Origin of the sequence: Coralloluteibacterium stylophorae, assembly GCF_018122625.2 — a bacterium.
GTDB lineage: Bacteria > Pseudomonadota > Gammaproteobacteria > Xanthomonadales > Xanthomonadaceae > Coralloluteibacterium > Coralloluteibacterium stylophorae.
Map to the genome: position 1 here is coordinate 17,694 of NZ_JAGQFT020000009.1, position 22,851 is coordinate 40,544.

Consider the following 22,851-nt stretch of genomic DNA (forward strand, 5'->3'; position numbering starts at 1 on the left):
GGGCTTCAGCCCCGACGAGGCGAGACGCCGCGCTGCGGCGGTCGGGGCTGAAGCCTCTCCCACACGGAAGCGTCCACGCGCTGCGTCGTCAGCGCGCGATGTCGCGCGAGAACGGCGGCAGCGCGCGCAGCATCTGCGCGCCGTAGCGCTTGACCACGATGCGGCGGTCGAGGATGACGATGCGGCCGGTGTCGTCCTCGTTGCGGATCAGGCGCCCGCAGTACTGCACCAGGGTGCGGATCGCGTTGGGCACGCTGACCTCGACGAAGGCGTTGCGTCCGTTCTCCTCCAGCCATTCGGCGTAGGTCGCGTCGACCGGATCGGTGGGCACCGAGAACGGCAGCTGGGTCACCACCACCGTCTCGCAGAGTTTCCCGGGCAGGTCGACGCCCTCGCCGAAGCTCGCCAGCCCGAACAGGGTGCTGCCCTCGCCGGCCGCGATCGCCGCGGCATGCGCGTCGAGCAGGGCCTGCTTGGAGGCCTCGCCCTGCGCGCGCACGTGGCCGCGACGCGAGGCCGGCAGCAGGTCGAGCACCGCGCCCATCTTCCGCCGCGAGGTGAACAGCACCAGGTTGCCGGCGCGCCAGTCGAGCCCACCGGCGAGCCAGTCGGCGATCTCGCGCGCATGTGCGTCGCGGTCGTCGGGCAGGGCCTTGAGCTTCGGGATCTCCAGCCGTGCCTGGCGTTCGAGATCGAAGGGCGAACGCAGGCTCACCGTCTCGGCATGGTCGGGCAGGCCGACCTGGGCGGCGAGCGCGCGGAAGTCGCCGCCGGCCGAGAGCGTCGCCGAGGTCAGCACCACGCCGGCGGCCTGCGGCCACAGCGCGCGCCTGAGCACCGGCGCCGCCGACACCGCCGAGGCATGGCAGACCAGGCCGCCGTCGCGGCCGCGGGTGACCCAGCGTGCGGTCGGCGGGAAGTCCGGGTTGTCCTCCAGCGACCACAGCCACCACGCCGCGTGCTGGCGCTCGACGCGCTCGCGCGCCATGCCGAGTTCGCGGGAGATGGATTCGCGCCCGGACGACTCGTTCCTGCTGTCGGCCAGCGCCTTGTTCGCGGCGCTCACCCAGCGCAGCACCCTTGCGGTCGACTCGCGCAGGGCCAGCGCCGCCCGCGTCCAGTCCTCCGGCAGCGCGCCCAGCGGCGCGCGCCAGGTCGGCGGGTCCTCGTCCATCGACGGGTTCCAGCTGGTGTCGATGGTGATGTCGAGATCGTCCAGGGCCACGTCGAGCTCGGCGAGCGTGCGGTCGATCTCGTCGAGGGCGAGCCTGCCGATGCGCTCCTTGTCGATGAGCGCGTAGGCCGGCGAGAGCTGCGCGCGCAGCCGCGCCAGGCGCCGGCGCGCATCGGCAAGGTGCACCTCGGCGGCGCCGCGGTCGATGGCCTTGGCGGCGAGGTGGTGGGCCTCGTCGAACACGTAGAACGAATCCTGCGGCGCCGGCAGCAGCACGCCGCCGGACTCCTCGTCGTCGCCGGCGATCATCAGGTCGGCGAGCACCAGGTCGTGGTTGGCGACGACCACGTCGGCCTCGCGCAGCGCGTTGCGGGCGAGGAAGAACGGGCACGCGCTGACCCAGGCGCAGCGCCGCCCGGCGCAGCCGCCGGCCGAGGTGGTGATCAGCGGTCGGGTCTCGTCCTCGAGCGGCTCGGGCGGGCGGTCGATGTCGCCGTCCCAGCTGCCGCGCGAGAGCGCGTCGAACAGCGCGCGCACGCGCTCGGGCTCGCCCGGCTTCGGCGGCCGGCTCCAGGCGGCGACCTCGCCGTGCGCGCCGAGGTCGAGCCCGCCCTGCGGCGCGTCGGCGCCGGCGGCGAGTTCCTGCAGGTTGCGCACGCAGGCGTAGCGCTGCCGGCCCTTGGCCAGCACCACCTTGGCGTCGGTGTTGCCGGTGAGCGCGAGGAACTGCGGGATGTCGCGCTGGACCAGCTGCTCCTGCAGGGCCACGGTGGCGGTGGCGACGATCAGCTTCTTCTTCGCCGCCTTCGCCAGCGGCAGCCCGGCGAGCAGGTAGGCCATCGACTTGCCGGTGCCGGTCGGCGCCTCGATCACCGCCACGCCGTGGTCCTGGCCGAGGGCGCGCGCCACCGCCGCGATCATCTGTCCCTGCGCCGCGCGCACCCGGTAGCCGGGCAGGGCCTCGCGCAGCCGCGCGTAGAGCGTGCGGATGGTCTCCTTGTGGGCGTCACTGAGGACGCGCGGCGGCGCGGCGGGCGCGGGCGTGGCGGTGTCGGACACGGCGGATCGGGACGAAGGGGCGCCGCCGGCGCGAAGCCGGGCGCGGGCGGAGCGGCCGCCTAGTGTCCCACGACCCGCCGCCGCGTCCATGCCGGCACCGCGCGTCAGTCCGTGCGCGGGTGGGCGACCAGGAGGTGGGTCACCAGCGCGCGCAGGGCCGCCGGCGACGGCGAGGCCGGCAGCAGGCGATGCCCGGCGGCCTCGACGCGCGCGCGCAGGGCGGGGTCGATGGCGGCGGCCAGCACGATCACCGGCGGCAGGCGGCCCCAGCCGGCGCGCAGGCTGTCGAGCAGGGCCAGCGGCTCGTCGACGAATTCCGCGCCCAGCAGCAGCAGGGCGGGCGGCGGCGCGGCGGCGAGCGGGCGCAGGCCGTCGCCGTCGGCGACCGCCCCGGCGATGCAGCCCCAGCCCCGCAGCAGCGCGGCGCCGGCGGCGGCGCGGGCGGGATCGGCATCGAGCACCGCTACGCTGCGCCCGGACAGGATGGGATCGCCGGCGGCCGGGCCCGAGGCCGCGGGTTCGCCCGACGTCGCCGCCGCCGCGCGCGGCAGCCGGATCCAGAACACGCTGCCGCGGCGCGGGCGCGAGCGCAGCCCGATCGGATGCCCGAGCAGGCGCGCGATGCGCTCGACGATGGACAGGCCGAGCCCGGCGGAACGGCCGTCGCGCTCGACCGCGCCGTCCAGGCGCCGGAACTCCTGGAACACCGCCTCGCGCTTGCTCTCGGGGATGCCGATGCCGGTGTCCCAGACCTCGATGCGCACGCCGTCCCCGTCGCGGCGGCAGCCGACCAGGACGCCGCCGCGCACGGTGTAGTGCAGCGCGTTGGACAGGAAGTTCTGCAGCACCCGGCGCAGCAGCACCGGATCGCTGTGCACGCGCACCTCGGATGCATGCAGGCGCAGGTCGAGGCCGCGCGCCTGGGCGACGATGCCGAACTGCGCGCGCAGGTCCTGAAGCAGCGGGCGCAGGGCCACGTCGCGCGGCTGCGGGCGCAGGGTGCCCGACTCCAGCCGCGAGATCTCGAGCATGCCGCCCAGCAGCGCGTCCTGCGCCTCCAGCGCGCGCGCCACGCGCTCGACGAGATCGGCGTCGGCCCCGGGGAGACGCTCGCGGATGGCGCCGAGGTACATGCGCGCGGCGTTGAGCGGCTGCAGCAGGTCGTGCACGGCGGCGGCGACGAAGCGCGCCTTGTAGCGGTTGGCGCCCTCGGCCTCGGCCTTGGCCGCGGCGAGGTCGCGGGTGCGTTCGGCGATGCGTCGCTCCAGCGTCGCGGTGAGGCTGCGCAGGTCGCGCGCGGCCTTGCGGTAGCTGGTGATGTCGGCGTAGCTGGTGACGAAGCCGCCGCCGGGCAGCGGGTTGCCGCGGATCTCCAGCACCGCGCCGTTGGGCTGCTCGCGCTCGGTGATGTAGGGCCCGCCGCGGCGCAGGTGGTCGAGCCGGCGCTGGATCGAGGCCTCGACGTCGCCGGCGCCGAACCAGCCGCGCTGGGCGTTGTAGCGGAACAGGTCCTCGACCGGCCGCCCGACCGCGAGCAGCTCGCCGGGGAAGCGGAAGATCTCCTGGTAGCGGGTGTTCCAGGCGACCAGGCGCAGCTCGGCGTCGACCACGCTCACGCCCTGCGGCAGGTGCTCCAGGCTGGCGCTGCGCCCGAGCGCGGCCTGGTTGGCCGCCTGCACCAGGCTGTCCTGCGCCGAGCGCAGCGCCTGGGTGTGGTGGGCGACCATGCGCTCGAGCTCCTCGCGGCTGCGCTGGCGGTGCCGGGCCAGGCGCGCGCGCTGCTGCAGGAACAGGCCGAGCAGGACCAGGGGCAACCAGGTCGCCAGCGCGACGAGGGCACCGTTGCGCCAGGCCGCGCGCAACGGCGCGGCGTCGCGCAGCAGGTGCATGGTCCAGCCGTGCTCGGGCAGCGCCAGGGTGTGCGCGAGCATGCTGCGCGGCGTCCCGGGGACCTCGGCGCGCAGGTGCACGGCACCGTCGTCGAAGTGCTGCAGCTCGCGGATGCCGGCGCCGCGCAGCGCGCGGTCGGCATACTGGCGGGTGGCGGCGAGGTCGGCGAGGTCGGCCCGCGGCAGTGCGTGCAGGGTGCGGTAGCGCCAGGCGTCGCGGTTGGCGAGGAACACCACGTCGTGGATGTCGCTCACCAGCACCGCGTCCTCGCTGCGCGCCCAGTCGGCCTCGAGCGCGTCGAGGGTGATCTTGACCACGATCACGCCGAGCGGCGCGCCGGCGTCGTCGCGTACCGCCTCGGCGATGAAGTAGCCCGGCACGTTGGTCGACACGCCGACCGCATAGAAGGTGCCGCGGCCGGCGCGCATCGCGCGCTGGAAGTAGGGCCGGAAGTTGTAGTCCAGGCCGACGTTGCTCGAGGCCTCGCGCCAGTTGTTGGCGGCGACGGCGATGCCGTCGGCGCCGATCAGGGTCAGGGTCGAGGCCTGGGTGGCGCCGTTGGCGCGTTCCAGCCGGCGGTTCAGCGCGGCGACCTCGTCGCCCGAGAGCGGCCGCCGCAGCGCGTCGCGCAACTGCGGATCGAGCGCGAGCACCGCCGGCAGCACGCGGTAGCGGTCGACCAGGCGCTGCAGGGCATCGGCGTGCAGGCGCAGCGCCGCGGCCAGCTGCGCGGCCTGCTCGCGCTCGACCCGGCGCGCGTTGTACGCACCCGCTGCCCAGGTGCTGGCGACGATGGCGGCACCGAGCAGCGCGACGCGCAGCGTCCGACGGAGGCGGTGGGGAACGGGCATGGGGAGCGGAAGGCGCGAACGGGGCCGGCGCCGGTGCGCCGGCGGCGCATGCTGACACAGGCGCGGCGTCGCACGGGCGCGACCCGCGGCATCTACTACCAATGTGTTATCGGTCGCCGGCGCCTGCGCGCAGTACAACGTCGCCCCGGCGCAGGCCTCTTCGCCGCCGCGCCCCGTCCGCCGCACGAGATCCGCATGCAGATCCAGCCCGCCGCCGCGCCCGTCCGGCGCCTGCCCTTCTACCGCCAGCTCTATTTCCAGGTGCTGGTGGCGATCGTGCTGGGCGCGACGCTCGGCCATTTCGCGCCGGCGCTGGCCGAGCAGTTCAAGCCGCTGGGCGACGCCTTCGTCAAGCTGGTGAAGATGATCATCGGCCCGGTGATCTTCCTCACCATCGTCACCGGCATCGCCGGCATGACCCACCTGGGCACGGTCGGCCGCGTGTTCGGCAAGGCGATGGCCTACTTCCTGTTCTTCTCCACCCTGGCGCTCGTCGTCGGGCTGGTGGTCGCGCACGTGGTGCAGCCGGGCGCGGGCATGAACGTGAACCCGGCCGACCTCGATTCCGCGGCGGTGCAGGGCTACGTCACCCAGTCCCACGAGCTGACCCTGACCGGCTTCCTGCTCGACATCATCCCCTCGACCCTGATCGGCGCCTTCGTCGGCCACAACATCCTGCAGGTGCTGTTCGTGGCGGTGCTGTTCGGCATCGCGCTGGCGATGGTCGGCGAGCGCGGACGGCCGGTGCTCGCCTTCCTCGAGGCGCTGACCGCGCCGGTGTTCCGGCTGGTGCACATCCTGATGAAGGCGGCGCCGATCGGCGCGTTCGGCGCGATCGCCTTCACCATCGGCCGCTACGGCCTGGAGGTGCTGAGCAACCTGGCCTGGCTGGTGGGCTCGTTCTACCTGACCTCGCTGCTGTTCGTGCTGGTGATCCTCGGCCTGGTCGCGCGGCTGTGCGGCTTCTCGGTGCTGCGCCTGATCCGCTACCTCAAGGCCGAGCTGCTGCTGGTGCTGGGCACCTCCTCCTCGGAATCGGCGCTGCCGGCGCTGATGGAGAAGATGGAACAGGCCGGCTGCAGGAAATCGGTGGTGGGCCTGGTGGTGCCGACCGGCTACTCGTTCAACCTCGACGGCACCAACATCTACATGACCCTGGCCGCGCTGTTCATCGCGCAGGCGACCAACATCGAGCTCTCGCTGGGCCAGCAGATCACCCTGCTGCTGGTGGCGATGCTGAGCTCCAAGGGCGCGGCCGGGGTGACCGGCGCCGGCTTCATCACCCTGGCCGCGACGCTGTCGGTGGTGCCCGACGTCCCGGTCGCGGGCATGGCGCTGATCCTCGGCGTCGACCGCTTCATGAGCGAGTGCCGCTCGCTGACCAACTTCATCGGCAATGCCGTGGCCTGCGTGGTGGTGTCGCGCTGGGAGAACGCGCTCGACCCGGCGCGGCTCGACGCCGCCATGCACGGCGAGGCGCTGCCGCTGGAGACCCGCGACGGCGACGACATCGCCGCCGTCGAGAACGAGACGACACGCCAGCCGGCGTAGTCCCGCGGCGCAGGCACGCCGCGTCCGCAGTTCCACACGATCCCCGGGAGGGACCATGAACAAGGCACTCCGTGCGTTGGCGTGCGCGCTCGTCTGCGCGGCGGCACCCATCGCCCAGGCACAGCAGGCGGCGCCCGCGCCGCTGGTCGTCGACCTCTGGCCCGAAGGCCACCTCGCCAACGCGCCCAACGACGCGCCGGAACAGGTCGGCAGCGACGGCAGCGCGCGCGGCGCGGTGCGCAACGTGATGCATCCGCGGCTGGAGATCCATCGCGCCGCGCAGCCCAACGGCAGCGCCATGCTGGTACTCGGCGGCGGCGGCTACTTCCGCATCCAGATCGGAAGCGCCGCGCGGCCGACCGCGCAGTGGCTGGCGGCGATCGGGGTGACCTCGGCGGTGCTGTACTACCGCCTGCCCGCCGACGGCTGGCCGGCCTCGGCGCCGTTCGCCGATGCGCAGCGGGCGATGCGGATCCTGCGCGCGCACGCCGGGGAATGGGGCATCGATCCCGAACGCATCGGCGCAGTCGGCTTCTCCGCCGGCGCCAACCTCGCCGGCATCCTCGGCACCCGCGCCGACGAGGACTTCTACGCACCGCTCGATGCGACCGACCGCCTGCCGGCGCGACCGGCCTTGGTCGGCATGATCTATCCGGTGGTGTCACTGCGCGCGCCGCTCGACGGCACCCGCACGCGCCGGGAGCTCGACACCCAGGCCGACGCGGTCGAGGCCTATTCGGTGGAGCTGCACGTCGACGACGCCACCCCGCCGACCTTCCTCGCCCACGCCGCCGACGACCCCATCGCCGACGTCGGCCACAGCCTGACGATGTTCGACGCCCTGCGCGGGCACGGCGTGCCGGCGGCGCTGCACGTGTTCGCCCACGGCGGCCACAGCTGGGGCCTGGGCACGCCCGGCAGCGAGCCGGCCGACTGGCCGCGCCTGTTCGCGAACTGGGCGCGCGGCCTCGGCGTCTTCGACCCCGCCCGCGCCGACCCGCGCGACGCCCTTCCCGAGGACGACGAGGACGCCTGAGCGGCGCCTCCGTCTTCGTCTCCCGCATCCAGGACCGAACCCATGACTTCCCACCGCACCGCCCGCCTCGCCGTCCTCGTCGGCCTCGCCCTGGGCACCGCCGCGCCGCTGGCCTCCGCCCAGGACGCCGGCACCGCCGAAATGCGCCAGCTCATCGAGGCCCAGTCCGCGCAGATCCGCGCCCTGCAGCAGCAGCTCGCGGCGATGGACGCACGCCTGGCCGGAATGGAGGCCGCCGGCGCCGCCACCGCGACCGCACCGGCGGCGCCGGCCAGCCCGGAACAGGCGCAGGTCGCCGCCGCCATCGCCAGCACCCGCGACGACGCCGCCCTGCTGCGCATCCAGCAGGCCTCCGCCGGCGGCGGCGGCGGCGACGACACCAGCTGGCGCAAGGGCGGGCCGGAATTCCGCAGCGCCGACGGCCGCTTCCGCCTGCATCCGCGCGGGCGCCTGCTGATGGATTTCTCCAGCACCGACGGCTCCGCCTACGACGCGCGCAACATCAACGGCACCGAGATGCGCCAGGCGCGGCTCGGCATCGAGGGCGAGATGGGCGCGCTGGGCTACAAGCTCGACGCCGACTTCGCCGACAATGCGGTCACGGTGAAGGAGGCCTACCTGTCCTGGGACACCGACGCCCACGGCATGCCGCTGGAGTTCTACGCCGGCAATCGGCTCAAGGACCGCAGCATCGAAGGCGCGACCGCGCTGCCGCGGGTGCCGTTCATGGAGCGCAACGCGGTGGCCTCGGTCGGCTCGCCCGACAGCGGCTACTTCGGCCTCGGCGGCCAGGCCAAGCTGATCGGCCCGAGCTGGCACGTCAGCGTCGGCGTCACCGGCGACGATCTCGGCAGCGAGGGCGACGCCACCGATACCCTGGTCTACAGCACCCGCGCGCACTGGAATCCGGTCAAGACCGGCAGCGGCTTCGTGCACCTGGGCGGCTGGTACTTCGACGAGGAACTCGGCGCCGATATCGACCGCATCAACAAGGTCCCGCGCATCGGCCTGCACTTCAACGACGAGACCCGGGTCTCGGCCAGCTCGATCTCCGATACCACCCGCGACCACGCCTGGGGCGCGGAGCTCGGCGGCGTCTGGCGCAACCTGTGGGGCTTCGCCGAGGCCACCGAGCGCACCATCGACTCCAGCACCGAGGACTCGGTCGTGCAGAAGGCGCAGTCGGTCTACGGCGGCTGGCTGATCACCGGCGAGAAGCCGGGCTTCAGCACGCGCTCGGGCGTGTGGGGCACCACCCGCGTGCTGGATCCGGTGACCGAGGGCGGCTGGGGCGCGTTCGAGCTGGTCAGCCGCTACGACCACTACGACTTCAGCGACGCCGAGCGCGGCGGCACCGGCAACAGCGTGACCGTCGGCATGAACTGGTACCTCAACAACTGGTCGCGGCTGATGCTCAACCTGGTGCACTGGAAGACCGACAACCAGGTCGGCGCCTACCAGGGCGAGGACTCCGGGAACTCGCTCGGGCTGCGCGCGCAGGTCGTGTTCTGAGCCGGCGGGCTCCGGCAAGGCGCGCGCCGGCCGGAGCCCGCTTCCCCCGTACAGCCTTTGTGCGGCCCGCCGCGCCCGCTATACTCCGCCGTCTTTGATCCCCAACGGGCCCCTCCCGCCCGCCAGGTGCGCACGTGATCCGCGAAGATCTCAACTTCCTCAAGCGCTTCTCCATGGTCATCGGCATGCTCGTCGGCGTGGCGGTGATCCTCATCGTCATGGCCATGGTCGTGCAGCGTGCGGTCCCGCCGGAAGCCGATCCCAACGCGGCCACCCGCATCGAGCAGCGCCTCAAGCCGGTCGGCGCGGTCTACGCCGGCGCCACCGGTGCCGCGGCCAAGGCCGCCGCCGAGGAAGCCGCGCGCCAGGCCGCCGCCTCGCAGGTCGCCTTCGGCGGCAGCACCGACGGCCAGACCATCTACGACGGCGTCTGCGCGGCCTGCCACGGCACCGGCGCCGGCGGCGCGCCGACCCTGGATCCGTCGCACTGGACCGCGCGCATCGCCAAGGGCATGGACACCCTGCACACCCACGCGATCGAGGGCTTCCAGGGCGAAGCCGGCCTGATGCCGGCCAAGGGCGGCATGCCGTCGCTGACCGACGAGCAGGTGATCGCCACGGTCGACTGGATGGTCGAGCAGGCGCGCTGACCGCCGCCGGGCTTTTCCGCATCCGACGCCGCCTCCGGGCGGCGTCGTCGTATCCGCCCCACGGCCACGCATCGCGGCCGTCCGCAATCGCCGCCGCCATGACCCGTCCGCATCCGTACCTCCGCCGCCTCGTCCCCGCCCTGTTCGCCGCCACGCTCGCCGCCTGCGGCACGCCCGGCGCACCCGGCGCCGCTGTCGTCACCGCGCTGGGCGGGCTGCAGGATGCGCCGGCCGGCGCGGTCACCATCGAGGCGGTGGTCGGCGCCGACCTGCGCGACGGGCTGGGCGGCTTCTTCGTGGAGAGCGCGGCGGGCGCCGCCGATGCCGACCCGGCCACCGCCGAGGGCCTGTGGGTCCGCTGGAGCGACACCGGCCCGGCGCTGCCGCACGGCAGCCGCGTACGCGTGCACGGCGAGCTGCGGCGCGCGGCCGACGGCGTCGCCGAACTGGCGGCCACCCATGTCGACCTGCTCGGCACCGGCTCGCCGCCGGCACCGGTGGTGCTGACCGCACCGCCGGCGGACTGGGCGGCGCTGGCCGGCATGCGCGTGCGCGTCGACGCGCCGCTGACCGTCGGCGGCACCTATGGACTGGCGCGCGACGGCGGGATCGTCGCCGCCTTCGGCGGACGCCTGCCGGTGCCGACCGAGGTCGCCGCACCCGGCGCCGCGGCGGCGCGCGTGGCCGCCGACAACGCCCGCCGTCGCGTGCTGCTCGACGACGACCGCGGCGAGGCCACGCCCAATCCGGCGCTGCTGCCCCTGCCCGCCGTCGGCGCGCCGCTGCGCACGGGCAGCGTCCTGCGCGGCATCGAGGCCGTCTACGACCCGCGCGCGGGCGGCCGCCTGCGCCTGCTGCAGGCCCCGGCCGCGGTCGAGCAGGCGCCGCGCCCGGGCGTGCCGGCGGTCGCCGGCCCGCTGCGCATCGCCGCGCTCAACGTGCTCAACCTGTTCAACGGCGACGGCCACGGCGGCGGCTTCCCGACCCCGCGCGGCGCCGCCGACGCGGAGGCCTACGCGCGCCAGCAGGCCAAGCTGGTCGCGGTGCTCGCCGCCATGGACGCCGACCTGGTCGCGCTGATGGAGATCGAGAACGACGGCAGCGGCGCGGACACCGCGCTCGCGCGCTTCGCCGCGGCGGTGGCGGCGGCGACCGGCCACGACTGGCGCGCGCTCGATGCCGGCGCCGGTCCCGGCACCGATGCCATCCGCGTCGCCCAGATCTACCGCGCCGACCGCGTGCGCCCGCAGGGCGCGCCGGCCACCCTCGGCGGCGGCCCCTTCGCCGACCGCAGCCGCATGCCGCTGGCCCAGGCCTGGCGTGCGCTGGACGCGGACGGCCGCGCGCAGGGCGAGGCCTTCGTGCTCGCGGTCAACCACTTCAAGTCCAAGGGCTGCGGCCGCGCCGCCGGTGCCGAGGCCGACCAGGGCGACGGCCAGGGCTGCTGGAACCCGACCCGCGTCGACAGCGCGCGCCGGGTCGATGCCTGGCTGCGCAGCGACCCGACCGGCAGCGGCGGCGCGCGCACCCTGCTGGTCGGCGACCTCAACGCCTACGCGCAGGAGGATCCGCTGCGGGTGCTGCGCGAGGCCGGCTGGCGCGACGCCTTCGCCGACGACGCGGGCGCGGCGGAGTTCGACTACAGCTTCGTCTACGACGGCCAGGCCGGGCGCCTCGACCACGCGCTGGCATCGCCGGCGCTGGCGCCGCGGCTGCGCGGCGCGGCGCACTGGCACGTCAACGCCGACGAGGCCGGCGCCTTCGCCTACGAAGGCTGCGCGGCCACCTCCTGCGCCGGCCCCTGGGCGGCCTCCGACCACGACCCGCTGCTCATCGGGCTGGATCCCGCCGGTCCCGCACCTGCGCGGATCGGGCGCTGAAAACGGCGCTCCCGGCGTCGATCTGCGGGCAATCGGCTATCATCGCGCCATGACGCCGGATACCTTCCCGACCGCTTCCACCAGCTTCCACCTGCCCGGCCCGGCCGGCGCGCTGGAGGTCGCCGTGGACCTGCCGGACGCCGACTGCGAGGCCCGTCCCGCCGTGGCGGTGTTCTGCCACCCGCTCTCGACCGAGGGCGGCAGCATGCACAACAAGGTGGTCACCATGGCCTGCCGCGCGCTGCGCGAGCTGGGCGTGGCCACGGTGCGCTTCAACTTCCGCGGCGTCGGCGAGTCCGAGGGCGCGTTCGACAACGGCCGCGGCGAGACCCTGGACCTCATTGCCGTGGCCGAGTGGGTGCAGCAGGTCGCCCCGGAGCGCGCGCTGTGGCTGGGCGGCTTCTCGTTCGGCGCCTACGTGTCGCTGCTCGGCGCGCGCAAGCTGCCGGTGCGGCAGATGATCTCGATCGCGCCGCCGGCCGGACGCTGGGACTTCTCCGCGGCGCTGCCGCCGGATGCGCCATGGCTGGTGATCCAGGGCGAGAGCGACGACGTGGTCTCGCCGCAGGACGTCTACGAGTGGATCGACGACCTGCCGGAGAAGCCGACCCTGGTGAAGATGCCGGAGGCCGACCACTTCTTCCATCGGCGCCTGCTCGACCTGCGCGGCGCGATCAAGAACGGCGTGCGCAAGAACCTGCCGCCGGCGGCCGACGGCGCCGCCTGAGGATGCGCACGGTTCCGCGTCCCGCCGCACGATGACGCCGTCCGCCGCCTACGATGCCGGCGTCGCCGCCGGCCGCTGGCAGGACGACCCCGCGCAGCGCCCGGCGCTGGCCGAATTCGACCGCATCGCCGCCATGCTCGCCGGGGATGCGGCGCCGCGCGGCCTGCTCGCGCGGCTCGGCCTGCGCGGCCGGCCGGAGGCGGTGCGCGGCCTCTACCTCTGGGGCGGGGTCGGCCGCGGCAAGACCTTCATGATGGACCTGTTCTACGCGCAGGTTCCGATCGAGAGGAAGCGCCGCGCCCACTTCCACGGCTTCATGCAGGACGTGCACGCGCGCCTGCGCGAACTGGAGGGCGAGTCCGACCGCCTGGCCAAGGTCGCCGACGAGATCGCCGCCGAAATCCGGCTGCTGGCACTGGACGAGTTCTTCGTCTCCGACATCGGCGACGCGATGATCCTCGGCCGCCTGTTCGACCGCCTGTTCGCGCTCGGCGTCACCCTGGTCACCACCTCCAATACGCCGCCGGCCAATCTCTACAGGGGCGGCCTGCAGCGGGCGCGGTTCCTGCCGGCGATCGCGCTGCTCGAGCGCCACTGCTGCGTGCTGGAGCTGGTCAGCGACCAGGACTACCGCCTGCGCGAGCTGACCCAGGCCGAGGTCTACCGGGTGCCGCCCGGCGAAGAGGCCGACGCCGCGCTGCGCGAGCGCTTCGACCGCCTGACCCGCAACTGCAGCCACGACGGCACGCCGCTGACCATCAACGGCCGCGAGATCGCGACCGTCGACCACTGCGACGGCGTGGCCTGGTTCCGCTTCGAGGCGCTCTGCGAGGGCCCGCGCGCGGTCGCGGACTACATCGAGATTGCGCACCACTTCCACACCGTCATCGTCAGCGGCGTCCCGCGCTTCGACGGCGGCAACGACGATCCGGCGCGGCGCTTCGTGCACCTGATCGACGAGCTCTACGACCGCCAGGTCAACCTGCTCGCCTCCGCCGCCGCCAGCCCCGTCGAGCTCTACGCCGGCGACCGCCTCGCCGGCGAGTTCGAACGCACCGCCTCGCGCCTGATCGAGATGCGCAGCGCCGAGTACCTCGCGCGCGAGCATCGCGGCTGAGGACGGGCACCTCCGCGGGGGCGGCGCCAGCCGCGACCGGCGCCCTGTGGGAGGGGTTTCGGCCCCGATGGCCCGCCGGCCCGCCGGTCCCGGCTGAAAGCCGCTCCTACGGGGTGGCGACTGCCGGGCGGGCTCAGGCCCACGCCGCCAGGGTGGCGCGGACGGCGTCGCGGTAGCCGGCGCCGAACAGGTTGAGGTGGTTGAGCAGGTGGTAGAGGTTGTAGAGGCCGGCGCGCCCGCGCCAGCGCGCGTCGATGCCGGCGGCGGCCTGGTAGGCGTCGAAGAACCGCTGCGGCGGGCTGCCGAACAGGGTCAGCATGGCGAGGTCGGTCTCGGCCCAGCCGTGGTGCGCGGCGGCGGCGTCGATGAGGGCGAGGTCGCCGTCGGCGCAGCCGTGCAGGTTGGCGGTCCACAGGTCGCCGTGCACGAGCGACGGCGGCTGCGCCGGCACGCGCGCGGGCAGTGCGGCGCAGAGCCGTTCGACCGCGCCCGCGTCGCGTGCGTCCAGCAGGCCAGCATCGCGCGCGCGCCGGGCCTGCGGCAGCAGGCGGCACTCGGCGAAGAAGCGCCAGCCGTCGTCCATCGGCGTGTTGGCCTGGGCGCCGGCGCCGCACCAGCCGTCGCGGTCGAGCCCGAAACGGGCGCCATGACGGGCATGCAGACGGGCGAGACCGGCGCCGGCGCGCGCCCACGCCTCGTGGCCGGGGCGGCCGCGGCCGAGGTCCTCGAGCGCCAGGGCGTCGTCGGCCACCGCCAGCACCGCCGGCACGCGCAGTGCGGCGGCGGCGGCGAGCAGGCCGAGCCCGTGCGCCTCCATCGCGAAGAAGCCTCGCGGCGCCGCGCGCCGGTGCTTGACCACGGCGCGGCGGCCGTCGCCCAGCGCGATCCGGTGCAGACCGTCGCCGAGCGCGTCGATGCGGGTGCGGAGTGCGCCGTCCATGCGCGCAGTCTCGGCCATCGGAGCGCCCGCTGCAGGCGATTGACCGCCGCGCCCGCGGCGGCGTAACGTCCGTCCGCCGAGGTTTCCATCGCTTCATGCAAATGGAGCGATGGACTAAGAGGGAATCCGGTGCGACTCCGGAGCTGCCCCGCAGCGGTATGTGGAAACGAACGCCGTCACGTCGCGCGCCTCCCGCGCGCGTCGCAAAGGCACTGGGCGCCCCGCGCCCGGGAAGCGACGGCCTAGGTGGGCGCTGCCAGCGCCCGTGTCCACGAGCCCGAAGACCTGCCCCGGCCGCGGCGTGCGGCAGCACGTCGCGTCATGCCGGGCATCCCGCGGGGGAGGCGCCGGCGTGTGGACACCGCGGCCTGCGCCGGTGCGGTGCCGCGCGCCTGCATGCCTTCGCGGCCCGGTCCATCGATCGCATCGTCGGAGTGCATCCATGTCCCTCGTCACCCTGTCCGGTTTCCCCCGCATCGGCCGCCGCCGCGAACTGAAGAAGGCGCTGGAGGCCTTCTGGCGCGGCGAGACCGACGCCGCCGCCCTCGCCGCCACCGCCGCCGCACTGCGCCTGCGGCACTGGCGCCTCGCCCGCGCGGCCGGCGCCGACGTCGTGCCGGTCAACGACTTCTCGCTGTACGACCACGTCCTCGACACCGCGGTGCTGTTCGACGCGGTGCCGGAGCGCTTCCGCGCGCTGCAGGCGCAGGACCCGCTCGCCGCCTATTTCGCGATGGCGCGCGGGCACAAGCGCGACGGCCTCGACCTGCGCGCGCTGGAGATGACCAAGTGGTTCGACACCAACTACCACTACATCGTCCCCGAGCTCGACGCGCACACCCGCTTCCGCCTGGCCGGAGACAAGCCGCTGGCCGAGCTGCGCGAGGCGCGCGCCGCCGGGCTCGCGGCGCGGCCGGTGCTGCTCGGGCCGGTCAGCTTCCTGCTGCTGGCCAAGACCACCGACGGCAGCGAGGCGCTCGACCTGCTCGACGGGCTGCTGCCGGCCTACCGCGACCTGCTCGCCGCCCTGCACCGCGAGGGCGCCGAGTGGGTGCAGCTCGACGAGCCCTGCCTGGTGCTGGACCTGTCGCCCGCGGCGCGCGCGGCCTGCCTGCGCGCCTATGCCGCGCTCGCCGATGCGGGGCCGAAGCGGCTGCTCGCCAGCTACTTCGGCGCGCTCGGCGACAACCTCGGCCTCGCCGCCGAGCTGCCGGTGGACGGCCTGCACGTGGATCTCGTGCGCGCGCCGGACCAGCTCGACGCGGTGCTCGACACCCTGCCCGCCGGCCGCGTGCTCTCCGCCGGGGTGGTCGACGGCCGCAACGTCTGGGCCAGCGACCCGGATGCGGTGCTGCCGCGGCTCGAACGCGCACGCGAGCGCATCGGCGCCGGACGCCTGTGGATCGCGCCGTCGTGCTCGCTGCTGCACGTGCCGATCGACCTCGACGAGGAGACCCGGCTCGACCCGGAAGTCCGCGCCTGGCTCGCCTTCGCCAGGCAGAAGATCGCCGAGTGCCGCGACTATGCCGATGCGCTGGCCGGCGCCGCGGTGCCGGCGCTCGACGCCCGCCGCCGCGCCCTGGCCCGCCGCCGCGTGGCGCCGCAGGTGCGCCGCGCGGACGTGCGCGCACGGGTCGCCGCGCTGACGCCGGAGGCGTCCAGCCGCGCCAGCGGCCACGCACAGCGCCGCCGCGTGCAGGACGCGCGCCTCGCCCTGCCGCCGCTGCCGACCACCACCATCGGCTCGTTCCCGCAGACCGACGCCCTGCGCCGCGCGCGCGCCGACAACCGCGCCGGGCGCCTGCCCGACGCCGGGTACCGGCGCGTGCTCGAGGCCGAGGTCGAGCGCGTGGTGCGGGCACAGGAAGCGCTCGGCCTCGACGTGCTGGTGCACGGCGAGCCCGAGCGCAACGACATGGTCGAGTACTTCGGCGAACAGCTCGACGGCTACCTGTTCACGAAGCAGGGCTGGGTGCAGAGCTATGGCTCGCGCTGCGTGAAGCCGCCGGTGATCGTCGGCGACGTCGCGCGGCCGGCGCCGATGACCGTGGCCTGGTCGACGCTCGCGCAGTCGCTGACCCCGAAGCCGATGAAGGGCATGCTCACCGGGCCGGTGACCATGCTGCAGTGGTCGTTCGTGCGCGACGACCTGCCGCGCGCCGAGGTCTGCCGGCAGATCGCGCTGGCACTGCGCGACGAGGTGCTCGACCTGGAGGCCGCCGGCATCGGCATCGTGCAGATCGACGAGCCGGCGCTGCGCGAGGGCCTGCCGCTGCGCCGCGCCGACTGGCCGGCCTACCTCGCCTGGGCGGTGGAAGCCTTCCGCATCAGCGCCGGCGGCGTCGCCGACGAGACCCAGATCCACACCCACATGTGCTACGCCGAGTTCAACGACATCATCGAGGCGGTGGCGGCGCTGGACGCCGACGTGATCTCGATCGAGACCAGCCGCTCGCGGATGGAGCTGCTCGGCGCCTTCGCCGACTTCCGCTATCCGAACGCGATCGGCCCCGGCGTCTACGACATCCACTCGCCGCGGGTGCCGGAGCAGGCGGAGATCGAGGCCCTGCTCGCGCGCGCGCTGGAGGTGCTGGCCCCCGACCAGCTGTGGGTGAACCCGGACTGCGGGCTCAAGACCCGCGGCTGGGCGGAGGTCGAGGGCGCGCTGCGGCGGATGGTCGCCGCCGCGCATGCGGTGCGCGCGCGCCTCGCGGCGACCGCCTGAGCCGGCCGGGCCGGCCACGACGCGGCCGGCCCGGCCTGCGACATCGGGTCGCATGGGCGACGGCGCAGGCCGCTGCTGCAATGGCGGGCGCCACCGATCCGCCTCACCGCGATGCCACCCGTCCGTCTCCTCTGCCTCGCCGTCGCCACCGCCCTGCCCGCCGCCGCGCTCGCCGACCAACCTGCCGCCGAAGAGGCCAGGATCGAGCGCATGGACACGGTGGTGGTGACGGGCGTGGCGCCCTCCTCGCCGCTGACCTTCGTCACCGACCCGAAGCAGCCGCGCCAGCCGGTGCCGGCCAGCGACGCCGCCGACTACCTCAAGACCATTCCCGGGTTCGCGGCGATCCGCAGCGGCGGCAGCAACGGCGATCCGGTGCTGCGCGGCCAGTCCGGCTCGCGACTGTCGCTGCTGGTGAACGGCGGCGCCATGCTCGGCGCCTGCCCGGCGCGCATGGACGCGCCGAGTTCCTACATCGCGCCGCAGAACTTCGACGCGCTGACCGTGATCAAGGGCCCGCAGACGGTGCTGTGGGGGCCGGTCGCCTCCGCCGGCACCGTGCTGTTCGAGCGCGAGACCGAGCGCTTCGACACGCCCGGGGTGCGCGCCCAGGGCAGTGCCCTGGTCGGCAGCTTCGGCCGCAACGAGCAGACGCTGGACGTCGCCGCCGGCGGCCCCGCCGCCTATGCCCGCCTCAACGCCAACCGCTCCGAGCAGGACGACTACGAGGACGGCGACGGGGAGACGGTGCCCTCGCTGTGGCGCAAGTGGAACGCGGACGCCGCCTTCGGCGTCACGCCCGATGCCGACACCCGCATCGAGCTCAGCGCCGGCGCCGGCGACGGCAAGGCGCGCTACGCCGGGCGCGGCATGGACGGCACCCGGTTCCGCCGCGAGAGCCTCGGCCTGCGCATCGAGAAGCAGAACGTCGGCGGCGTGCTCGACGCCGTCGATGCGCGGGCCTACTACAACCACGCCGACCACATCATGGACAACTACGGGCTGCGCGAGCCGGACCCGACCGGGCCGATGCCGACGGCGATGCTCGCCGCGGTCGACCGCCGCACCGTCGGCGCGCGCGTCGCCGCCACCTTCCGCTGGGATGCGACCGAGCTGGCGACCGGGGTCGATGCGGAGCGCAGCGACCACCGCAACGGCACCGCGATGCTGCCGGGCATGGCCAACGGGTGGGATCCGGACGCGCGCTTCAGCCGCGTCGGGGTGTTCGGGGAAGCGCGCGTGGCGCTCTCGGCGCAGGACCGCCTGGTCGCCGGTGCGCGCATCGATCGCGCCGCGGTCGCCGACCGCCGCGCCACCGTCGGCGGCATGGACATGGGCGGCGACGACGGCATGGGCGGCGGCATGGACATGGGCATGGACGACGGCATGGCGATGGCCATGCCCAATCCGACCGCCGGCCGACGCCGCGAGGACACGCTCACGGCGGGCTTCCTGCGCATCGAGCATGCGCTCGCCGGGACGCCGGTGCAGGTCCATGCCGGCGTCGGCCGCAGCGAACGCATGCCCGACTACTGGGAGCTGTTCTCGCCCACCCTCGGCCCGGAGGGCGCGGTGAACGCCTTCGCCGCGGTGCGGCCGGAGACCACCACCCAGCTCGACCTCGGCCTCACCTACCGCAGCGCCCGCGCCGAGGCGTGGGTGTCGGCCTACGCCGGACGCCAGGACGACTTCATCCTGTTCGACTACCTGGCCGGCGGCGCGATGGGCGACACCACCCGCGCGCGCAACGTCGATGCCGACATCCGCGGCGGCGAACTCGGCGGCAGCATGCGGCTCGGCGCGGCCTGGACCGTCGACGGGTCGCTCGCCTACGCCTGGGCCGGGAACCGCGACGACGGCGAGGCCCTGCCGCAGATCCCGCCGCTGGAGGCGCGGCTCGGCGTGGCCTGGGCGCGCGGGCCGTGGTCGGCCGGCGCGCAGGTGCGCGGGGTGCGCGCGCAGGACCGGGTCGCCACCGGTCGCGGCAACGTGGTCGGGCGCGACCTCGGGCCCTCGAAGGGGTTCGCGGTGACCTCGGCGAACGCGGCCTGGCGCGTCGACGCGCGCTGGACGCTGGCAGCCGGCATCGACAACCTCTTCGACCGCCGCTATGCCGAGCACCTCAACCTCGCCGGCGACGCCGGCTTCGGCTATCCGGCCGAACCGGTCCGGATCGGCGAGCCCGGCCGTACGCTGTGGGCCCGGGTCGACTTCGGCTACTGACGGCATGACGTTCTCCACCGTGCGTGACCTGTTCCTCGCCGCGGTCTTCGCCAGCGGCATCGCGGGCGCGGCCGAGGTCGAGCCCTGGCCGCTGCCGGCCACCGGCCGCGCCGCGCAGCCGGACCTGGTCGCCGCGCCGGGCGGTGCGCTGCTGTTGAGCTGGCTGGAGCAGGACGGCGACGGCCACCGCCTGCGACTGGCCCGCGGCGACGGCACCACGTGGGCGGCCCCGGTCGAGGTCGCGCGCGGCGGGGACTGGTTCGTGAACTGGGCCGACACGCCGCACGTGTGGGCGCTGGCCGACGGCTCGCTGTGGGCGCACTGGCTGCGCAGCACGGGACCGGGGCGCATGGACTACGGCATCGACATGGTCCGCTCCGGCGACGGCGGCGCGAGCTGGTCGGCGCCGGTCGCCGTCGACACCGAGCGCGCGCCGGGCGATCGCGGCTTCGTGACCTTGTGGGCGCAGGACGCCTCGACCCTCGGCGTGGCCTGGCTCGACAGCCGGCAGAAGGCCGCGGCGCGCGCCGGCGGCGAGCACGCGCACGCCGGGCACGAGCATGGCGGCGGCGCGCCGATGATGCTGCGCGCGGCGCTGTTCGACGGCGACGTCCAGCGTCGCGGCGAGTGGCCGCTGGACGCCTCGACCTGCGACTGCTGCACCACGGCCTCGGCGGCGACCTCACGCGGCCAGGTCGTGGTCTACCGCGGGCGCAGCGCCGACGAGATCCGCGACATCCGCCTGGTGCGCTTCGCCGACGGCGCCTGGACGGCGCCGGTCGCCGTGCACGAGGACGGCTGGAAGATCGCCGGCTGCCCGGTCAACGGGCCGGCGGTGCACGCCGAGGGCCTGCGCGTGTGGGTGGCCTGGTACACCGAGGCCGACGGCGAGCCGGAGCTGCGCCTGGCGCGTTCGGACGACGCCGGCGACCGCTTCGCCGCGCCGGTGACCGTGGCGCGCGGGCCGCAGGTGCTGGGACGGGTGGCGCTGGCCGGCGACGCCGACGGCGTGCGCCTGGCCTGGCTGGAGTCGGATGGCCAGGGCCAGCGCCTGCGCCTGGCCCGCTACGACGCGGCGCTGGCGCACGCGGACAGCGTCGACGTCGCCCGCCTCGCCGCCGCCGGTCGCGCCAGCGGACTGCCGCGCCTGGCGCTCCGCGACGGCATCGCCCATCTGGTCTGGACGGACGTGGTCGACGGCCGGCCGGTGCTGCGCGGCGCACGCGTGCGCTGAGCCTGCGACATCCGGTCGCATTGGCCGGCCGCGGCGGCTGCCCGAAGCTGCGCGCCCCGCAGCCAGCGCCTCCCCCATGCCCGTCATCCGCCGTTCTCCGCTCGCCTCCGCGGCCCTCCTCGCCGTCGCCGCCCCGGTGCTCGCCCAGCAGGTCGACACGGACGCGCGCCGGCTCGACCGCATCGACGTCGTCGGCAGGCGCGCGGGACTGGCCGCGCCCGCGGGCGGCGGCACCCGCCTCGACATCGACCTGAAGCCGCTGCCGGCCAGCGTCAGCGTGATCGACCGCGCGCTGATGGACGAACGCGGCGTGCGCAGCACGCAGGAGGCGCTGTACGGCATCCCCGGGCTCACCGTGGCCGCGCCGCCCGGCAACGGCAACGCGGTGACCTATCGTGGCTTCTCCGGCAGCCAGATCAGCCAGCTGTTCAACGGCATCGACGTGCAGTACGCCTCCATCGCCGCACGCCCGGTGGACGGCTGGATCTACGACCGGGTCGAGGCCATCGGCGGGCCGTCGAGCTTCCTGCACGGCGTCGGCGCGATCGGCGGCGCCATCAACTACGTGACCCGGCTCGCGCAGGCCGGCGTCGACGGCGGCGAGGCCATGGCCAGCGTCGGCAGCTTCGACAGCCAGACGGTCGCCGTCGGCGGCAACCGCACGCTCGGCGGCGCCGACAGCGGCCACGCACTGCGCGTCGATGTCGCGCACAGCGCCACCGACGGCTACGTCGACCGCAGCGAGCGCGAGAGCTGGACCGCCGCCGCCTCGCTGCGCACCCAGCTCACCGCCGCGCTGGCGCATACGCTCGCCGTCGAGCACCAGATCGAGGACGCGCAGCGGCCGTACTGGGGCACGCCGGCGGTGGCCGATGCCGACGGCCGCCTGCAGGTCCTGCCGGGCAGCGCGTTCCGCAACTACAACGTCGCCGACGGCCATTACGGCCAGGACGTGACCTGGGTGCGCTCGCTGACCGAATGGCAGGCAGGCGCCGACGCGCGCCTGGGCAATACGCTCTACCACTACGATGCGCTGCGCGACTACCGCAACGTCGAGACCTACCGCCCCGGCGCCGACGGCGGCGTCGAGCGCTCCGGCGCGCTGCTGCAGCGCCACGACCAGGAGGTCTTCGGCGACCGCCTCGAATGGCTGCAGGCCGGCCGCATCGGCGCGCTGCCGACGCAGTGGAGCCTCGGGCTCGATGTCGCCTTCAACCGGCAGACGCGCTTCCCGCGCTCGGTCTCCGGCACGCTCGACACGGTGCCGGTGGACGCGGTGACCCCCGGCAACTTCTACGACGTGCCGGGAATGGCCCCGGGCTTCGAGCCCGACCGCACCAACCGCCTGCACAGCCAGGCCCTGTTCGTGGAGAACCTGACCGAACTCTCCCCGCGGCTGTCGCTGCTGACCGGCCTGCGCCACGACCGCATCGACCTCGACGTGGTCAACCACCGTGCGCCCAGCGCGACCAACCCGGCGCGCTTCGACCGCCGCTACAGCCCCACCACCGGGCGCGCCGGCCTGAGCTTCGCGCTGACCCCGGCGGCGAACCTCTACGCACAGGTCGCCACCGCGGCGGACCCGCCGGCCGGGATCCTGTCGACCGCCAACCTCGGCACGCTGCAGGACTTCGACCTCACCACCGGGCGCCAGGTCGAGGCCGGCGCCAAGGTCGACCTCGGCGCGCGCGGCTGGGCCACGCTCGCCGGCTACCGCATCGTGCGCGAGGACCTGGCCATCGCCGACCCCGACAATCCCGGGCAGACCCTGCCGGTCGGCCAGCAGTCCGCGCGCGGCGTGGAGGCGGCCTTCTCGCTGCAGGCGCATCCGCGGCTGCGCATCGACGGCAACCTGGCCTGGGTCGACGCCAGCCTCGACGAGTTCGTGCAGACGATCGACGGCGTGTCGGTGTCGCTTGCCGGCAACCGGCCGTCGAACACGCCGGCGCGGGTCGGCAACCTGTGGCTGCGCTGGACGCTGGCGCCAGACTGGTCGCTGGGCATGGATGCGCGCGCGGTGTCGGCGCGCTTCGCCGACCAGGCCAACACGCTCGAGGTCGGCGGCTACACGGTGCTCGGCGCCGACCTGCGCTGGCAGGCGAGCGCCGCGACCTCGCTGACGCTGCGCGGACGCAACCTCGGCGACCGCACCTATGCGCAGTACGTGACCGGCACGCCGATGCTCTACCTCGGCGAGCCACGCACGCTCGAGCTGAGCCTGCGCACCGCGTTCTGAGCCTGAAGACGAGAACCGTTCTCGCCTAGACTGGGCGGCTGCTCCG

At 74.7% G+C, this 22,851-nt stretch carries 14 protein-coding genes and 1 riboswitch; of the genes, 11 read left to right on the forward strand and 3 right to left on the reverse strand.

What is annotated here, in order from left to right; genetic code table 11:
- Positions 1-88 precede the first annotated feature (88 nt).
- Both dinG and KB893_RS13210 read right to left on the reverse strand, forming a co-directional pair.
- Positions 89-2,233 (reverse strand): ATP-dependent DNA helicase DinG, encoded by a 2,145-nt coding sequence (gene dinG / locus KB893_RS13205; protein ID WP_338026956.1) that lies wholly within the window; start codon positions 2,231-2,233, stop codon positions 89-91.
- A 104-nt stretch (positions 2,234-2,337) separates the two neighbouring features.
- Positions 2,338-4,974 (reverse strand): PAS-domain containing protein, encoded by a 2,637-nt coding sequence (locus KB893_RS13210; protein WP_211925069.1) that lies wholly within the window; start codon positions 4,972-4,974, stop codon positions 2,338-2,340.
- A 195-nt stretch (positions 4,975-5,169) separates the two neighbouring features.
- On the opposite strand from KB893_RS13210, the gene KB893_RS13215 reads away from it, so the two are divergent.
- The 7 genes from KB893_RS13215 (at position 5,170) to zapE (ending at position 13,447) form a co-directional block, all read left to right on the forward strand.
- Entirely contained in the window at positions 5,170-6,525 is a 1,356-nt protein-coding gene (locus tag KB893_RS13215) for a dicarboxylate/amino acid:cation symporter (protein ID WP_211925070.1), read from the forward strand.
- Between the two features lie 55 nt (positions 6,526-6,580).
- Positions 6,581-7,561: an alpha/beta hydrolase gene (locus KB893_RS13220; RefSeq protein WP_211925071.1), complete on the forward strand. Its 981-nt coding sequence runs from the start codon at positions 6,581-6,583 to the stop codon at positions 7,559-7,561.
- A 42-nt stretch (positions 7,562-7,603) separates the two neighbouring features.
- Complete coding sequence (locus tag KB893_RS13225) at positions 7,604-9,073, forward strand: OprO/OprP family phosphate-selective porin (protein ID WP_211925072.1); 1,470 nt, start codon at positions 7,604-7,606, stop codon at positions 9,071-9,073.
- A gap of 173 nt (positions 9,074-9,246) precedes the next feature.
- On the forward strand, positions 9,247-9,723 hold the full coding sequence (locus KB893_RS13230; protein ID WP_246505666.1) for a c-type cytochrome: 477 nt from the start codon (positions 9,247-9,249) through the stop codon (positions 9,721-9,723).
- Between the two features lie 98 nt (positions 9,724-9,821).
- The gene (locus KB893_RS13235) at positions 9,822-11,603 is read left to right on the forward strand and encodes an ExeM/NucH family extracellular endonuclease (RefSeq protein WP_211925074.1); all 1,782 of its coding nucleotides are present in this window, start codon (positions 9,822-9,824) and stop codon (positions 11,601-11,603) included.
- 49 nt (positions 11,604-11,652) lie between these two features.
- Positions 11,653-12,330, forward strand: a complete 678-nt coding sequence (locus tag KB893_RS13240; RefSeq protein ID WP_211925075.1) for an alpha/beta hydrolase — start codon at positions 11,653-11,655, stop codon at positions 12,328-12,330.
- A 31-nt stretch (positions 12,331-12,361) separates the two neighbouring features.
- Positions 12,362-13,447 carry a cell division protein ZapE gene (zapE, locus tag KB893_RS13245; RefSeq protein ID WP_211925076.1) on the forward strand — a complete coding sequence of 362 codons (1,086 nt, stop codon included), beginning with the start codon at positions 12,362-12,364 and terminating at the stop codon, positions 13,445-13,447.
- 133 nt (positions 13,448-13,580) lie between these two features.
- On the opposite strand, the gene KB893_RS13250 is transcribed toward zapE, so the two are convergent.
- Positions 13,581-14,387, reverse strand: a complete 807-nt coding sequence (locus KB893_RS13250) for a fructosamine kinase family protein (RefSeq protein WP_211925077.1) — start codon at positions 14,385-14,387, stop codon at positions 13,581-13,583.
- A 62-nt stretch (positions 14,388-14,449) separates the two neighbouring features.
- Positions 14,450-14,694, forward strand: a riboswitch (cobalamin riboswitch).
- Positions 14,695-14,829: 135 nt separating this feature from the next.
- On the opposite strand from KB893_RS13250, the gene metE reads away from it, so the two are divergent.
- The 4 genes from metE to KB893_RS13270 all read left to right on the forward strand — a co-directional run bounded on the left by metE (position 14,830) and on the right by KB893_RS13270 (position 22,805).
- Positions 14,830-17,112 (forward strand): 5-methyltetrahydropteroyltriglutamate--homocysteine S-methyltransferase, encoded by a 2,283-nt coding sequence (metE, locus tag KB893_RS13255; protein ID WP_211925078.1) that lies wholly within the window; start codon positions 14,830-14,832, stop codon positions 17,110-17,112.
- Positions 17,113-17,223: 111 nt separating this feature from the next.
- Complete coding sequence (locus tag KB893_RS13260) at positions 17,224-19,335, forward strand: TonB-dependent copper receptor (RefSeq protein ID WP_211925079.1); 2,112 nt, start codon at positions 17,224-17,226, stop codon at positions 19,333-19,335.
- A 4-nt stretch (positions 19,336-19,339) separates the two neighbouring features.
- Positions 19,340-20,569: a sialidase family protein gene (locus tag KB893_RS13265; protein WP_211925080.1), complete on the forward strand. Its 1,230-nt coding sequence runs from the start codon at positions 19,340-19,342 to the stop codon at positions 20,567-20,569.
- Between the two features lie 76 nt (positions 20,570-20,645).
- On the forward strand, positions 20,646-22,805 hold the full coding sequence (locus tag KB893_RS13270) for a TonB-dependent receptor (RefSeq protein WP_211925081.1): 2,160 nt from the start codon (positions 20,646-20,648) through the stop codon (positions 22,803-22,805).
- Positions 22,806-22,851 lie beyond the last annotated feature (46 nt).

Coding starts and splice junctions, on each gene's coding strand:
- KB893_RS13250 (WP_211925077.1), bottom strand. CDS start 14,387: ATGGACGGCGCACTCCGCACCCGCATCGACGCGCTCGGCGACGGTCTG.
- KB893_RS13230 (WP_246505666.1), top strand. CDS start 9,247: ATGGTCATCGGCATGCTCGTCGGCGTGGCGGTGATCCTCATCGTCATG.
- KB893_RS13210 (WP_211925069.1), bottom strand. CDS start 4,974: ATGCCCGTTCCCCACCGCCTCCGTCGGACGCTGCGCGTCGCGCTGCTC.
- KB893_RS13240 (WP_211925075.1), top strand. CDS start 11,653: ATGACGCCGGATACCTTCCCGACCGCTTCCACCAGCTTCCACCTGCCC.
- zapE (WP_211925076.1), top strand. CDS start 12,362: ATGACGCCGTCCGCCGCCTACGATGCCGGCGTCGCCGCCGGCCGCTGG.
- KB893_RS13260 (WP_211925079.1), top strand. CDS start 17,224: ATGCCACCCGTCCGTCTCCTCTGCCTCGCCGTCGCCACCGCCCTGCCC.
- KB893_RS13270 (WP_211925081.1), top strand. CDS start 20,646: ATGCCCGTCATCCGCCGTTCTCCGCTCGCCTCCGCGGCCCTCCTCGCC.
- KB893_RS13225 (WP_211925072.1), top strand. CDS start 7,604: ATGACTTCCCACCGCACCGCCCGCCTCGCCGTCCTCGTCGGCCTCGCC.
- KB893_RS13215 (WP_211925070.1), top strand. CDS start 5,170: ATGCAGATCCAGCCCGCCGCCGCGCCCGTCCGGCGCCTGCCCTTCTAC.
- metE (WP_211925078.1), top strand. CDS start 14,830: ATGTCCCTCGTCACCCTGTCCGGTTTCCCCCGCATCGGCCGCCGCCGC.
- KB893_RS13265 (WP_211925080.1), top strand. CDS start 19,340: ATGACGTTCTCCACCGTGCGTGACCTGTTCCTCGCCGCGGTCTTCGCC.
- KB893_RS13235 (WP_211925074.1), top strand. CDS start 9,822: ATGACCCGTCCGCATCCGTACCTCCGCCGCCTCGTCCCCGCCCTGTTC.
- KB893_RS13220 (WP_211925071.1), top strand. CDS start 6,581: ATGAACAAGGCACTCCGTGCGTTGGCGTGCGCGCTCGTCTGCGCGGCG.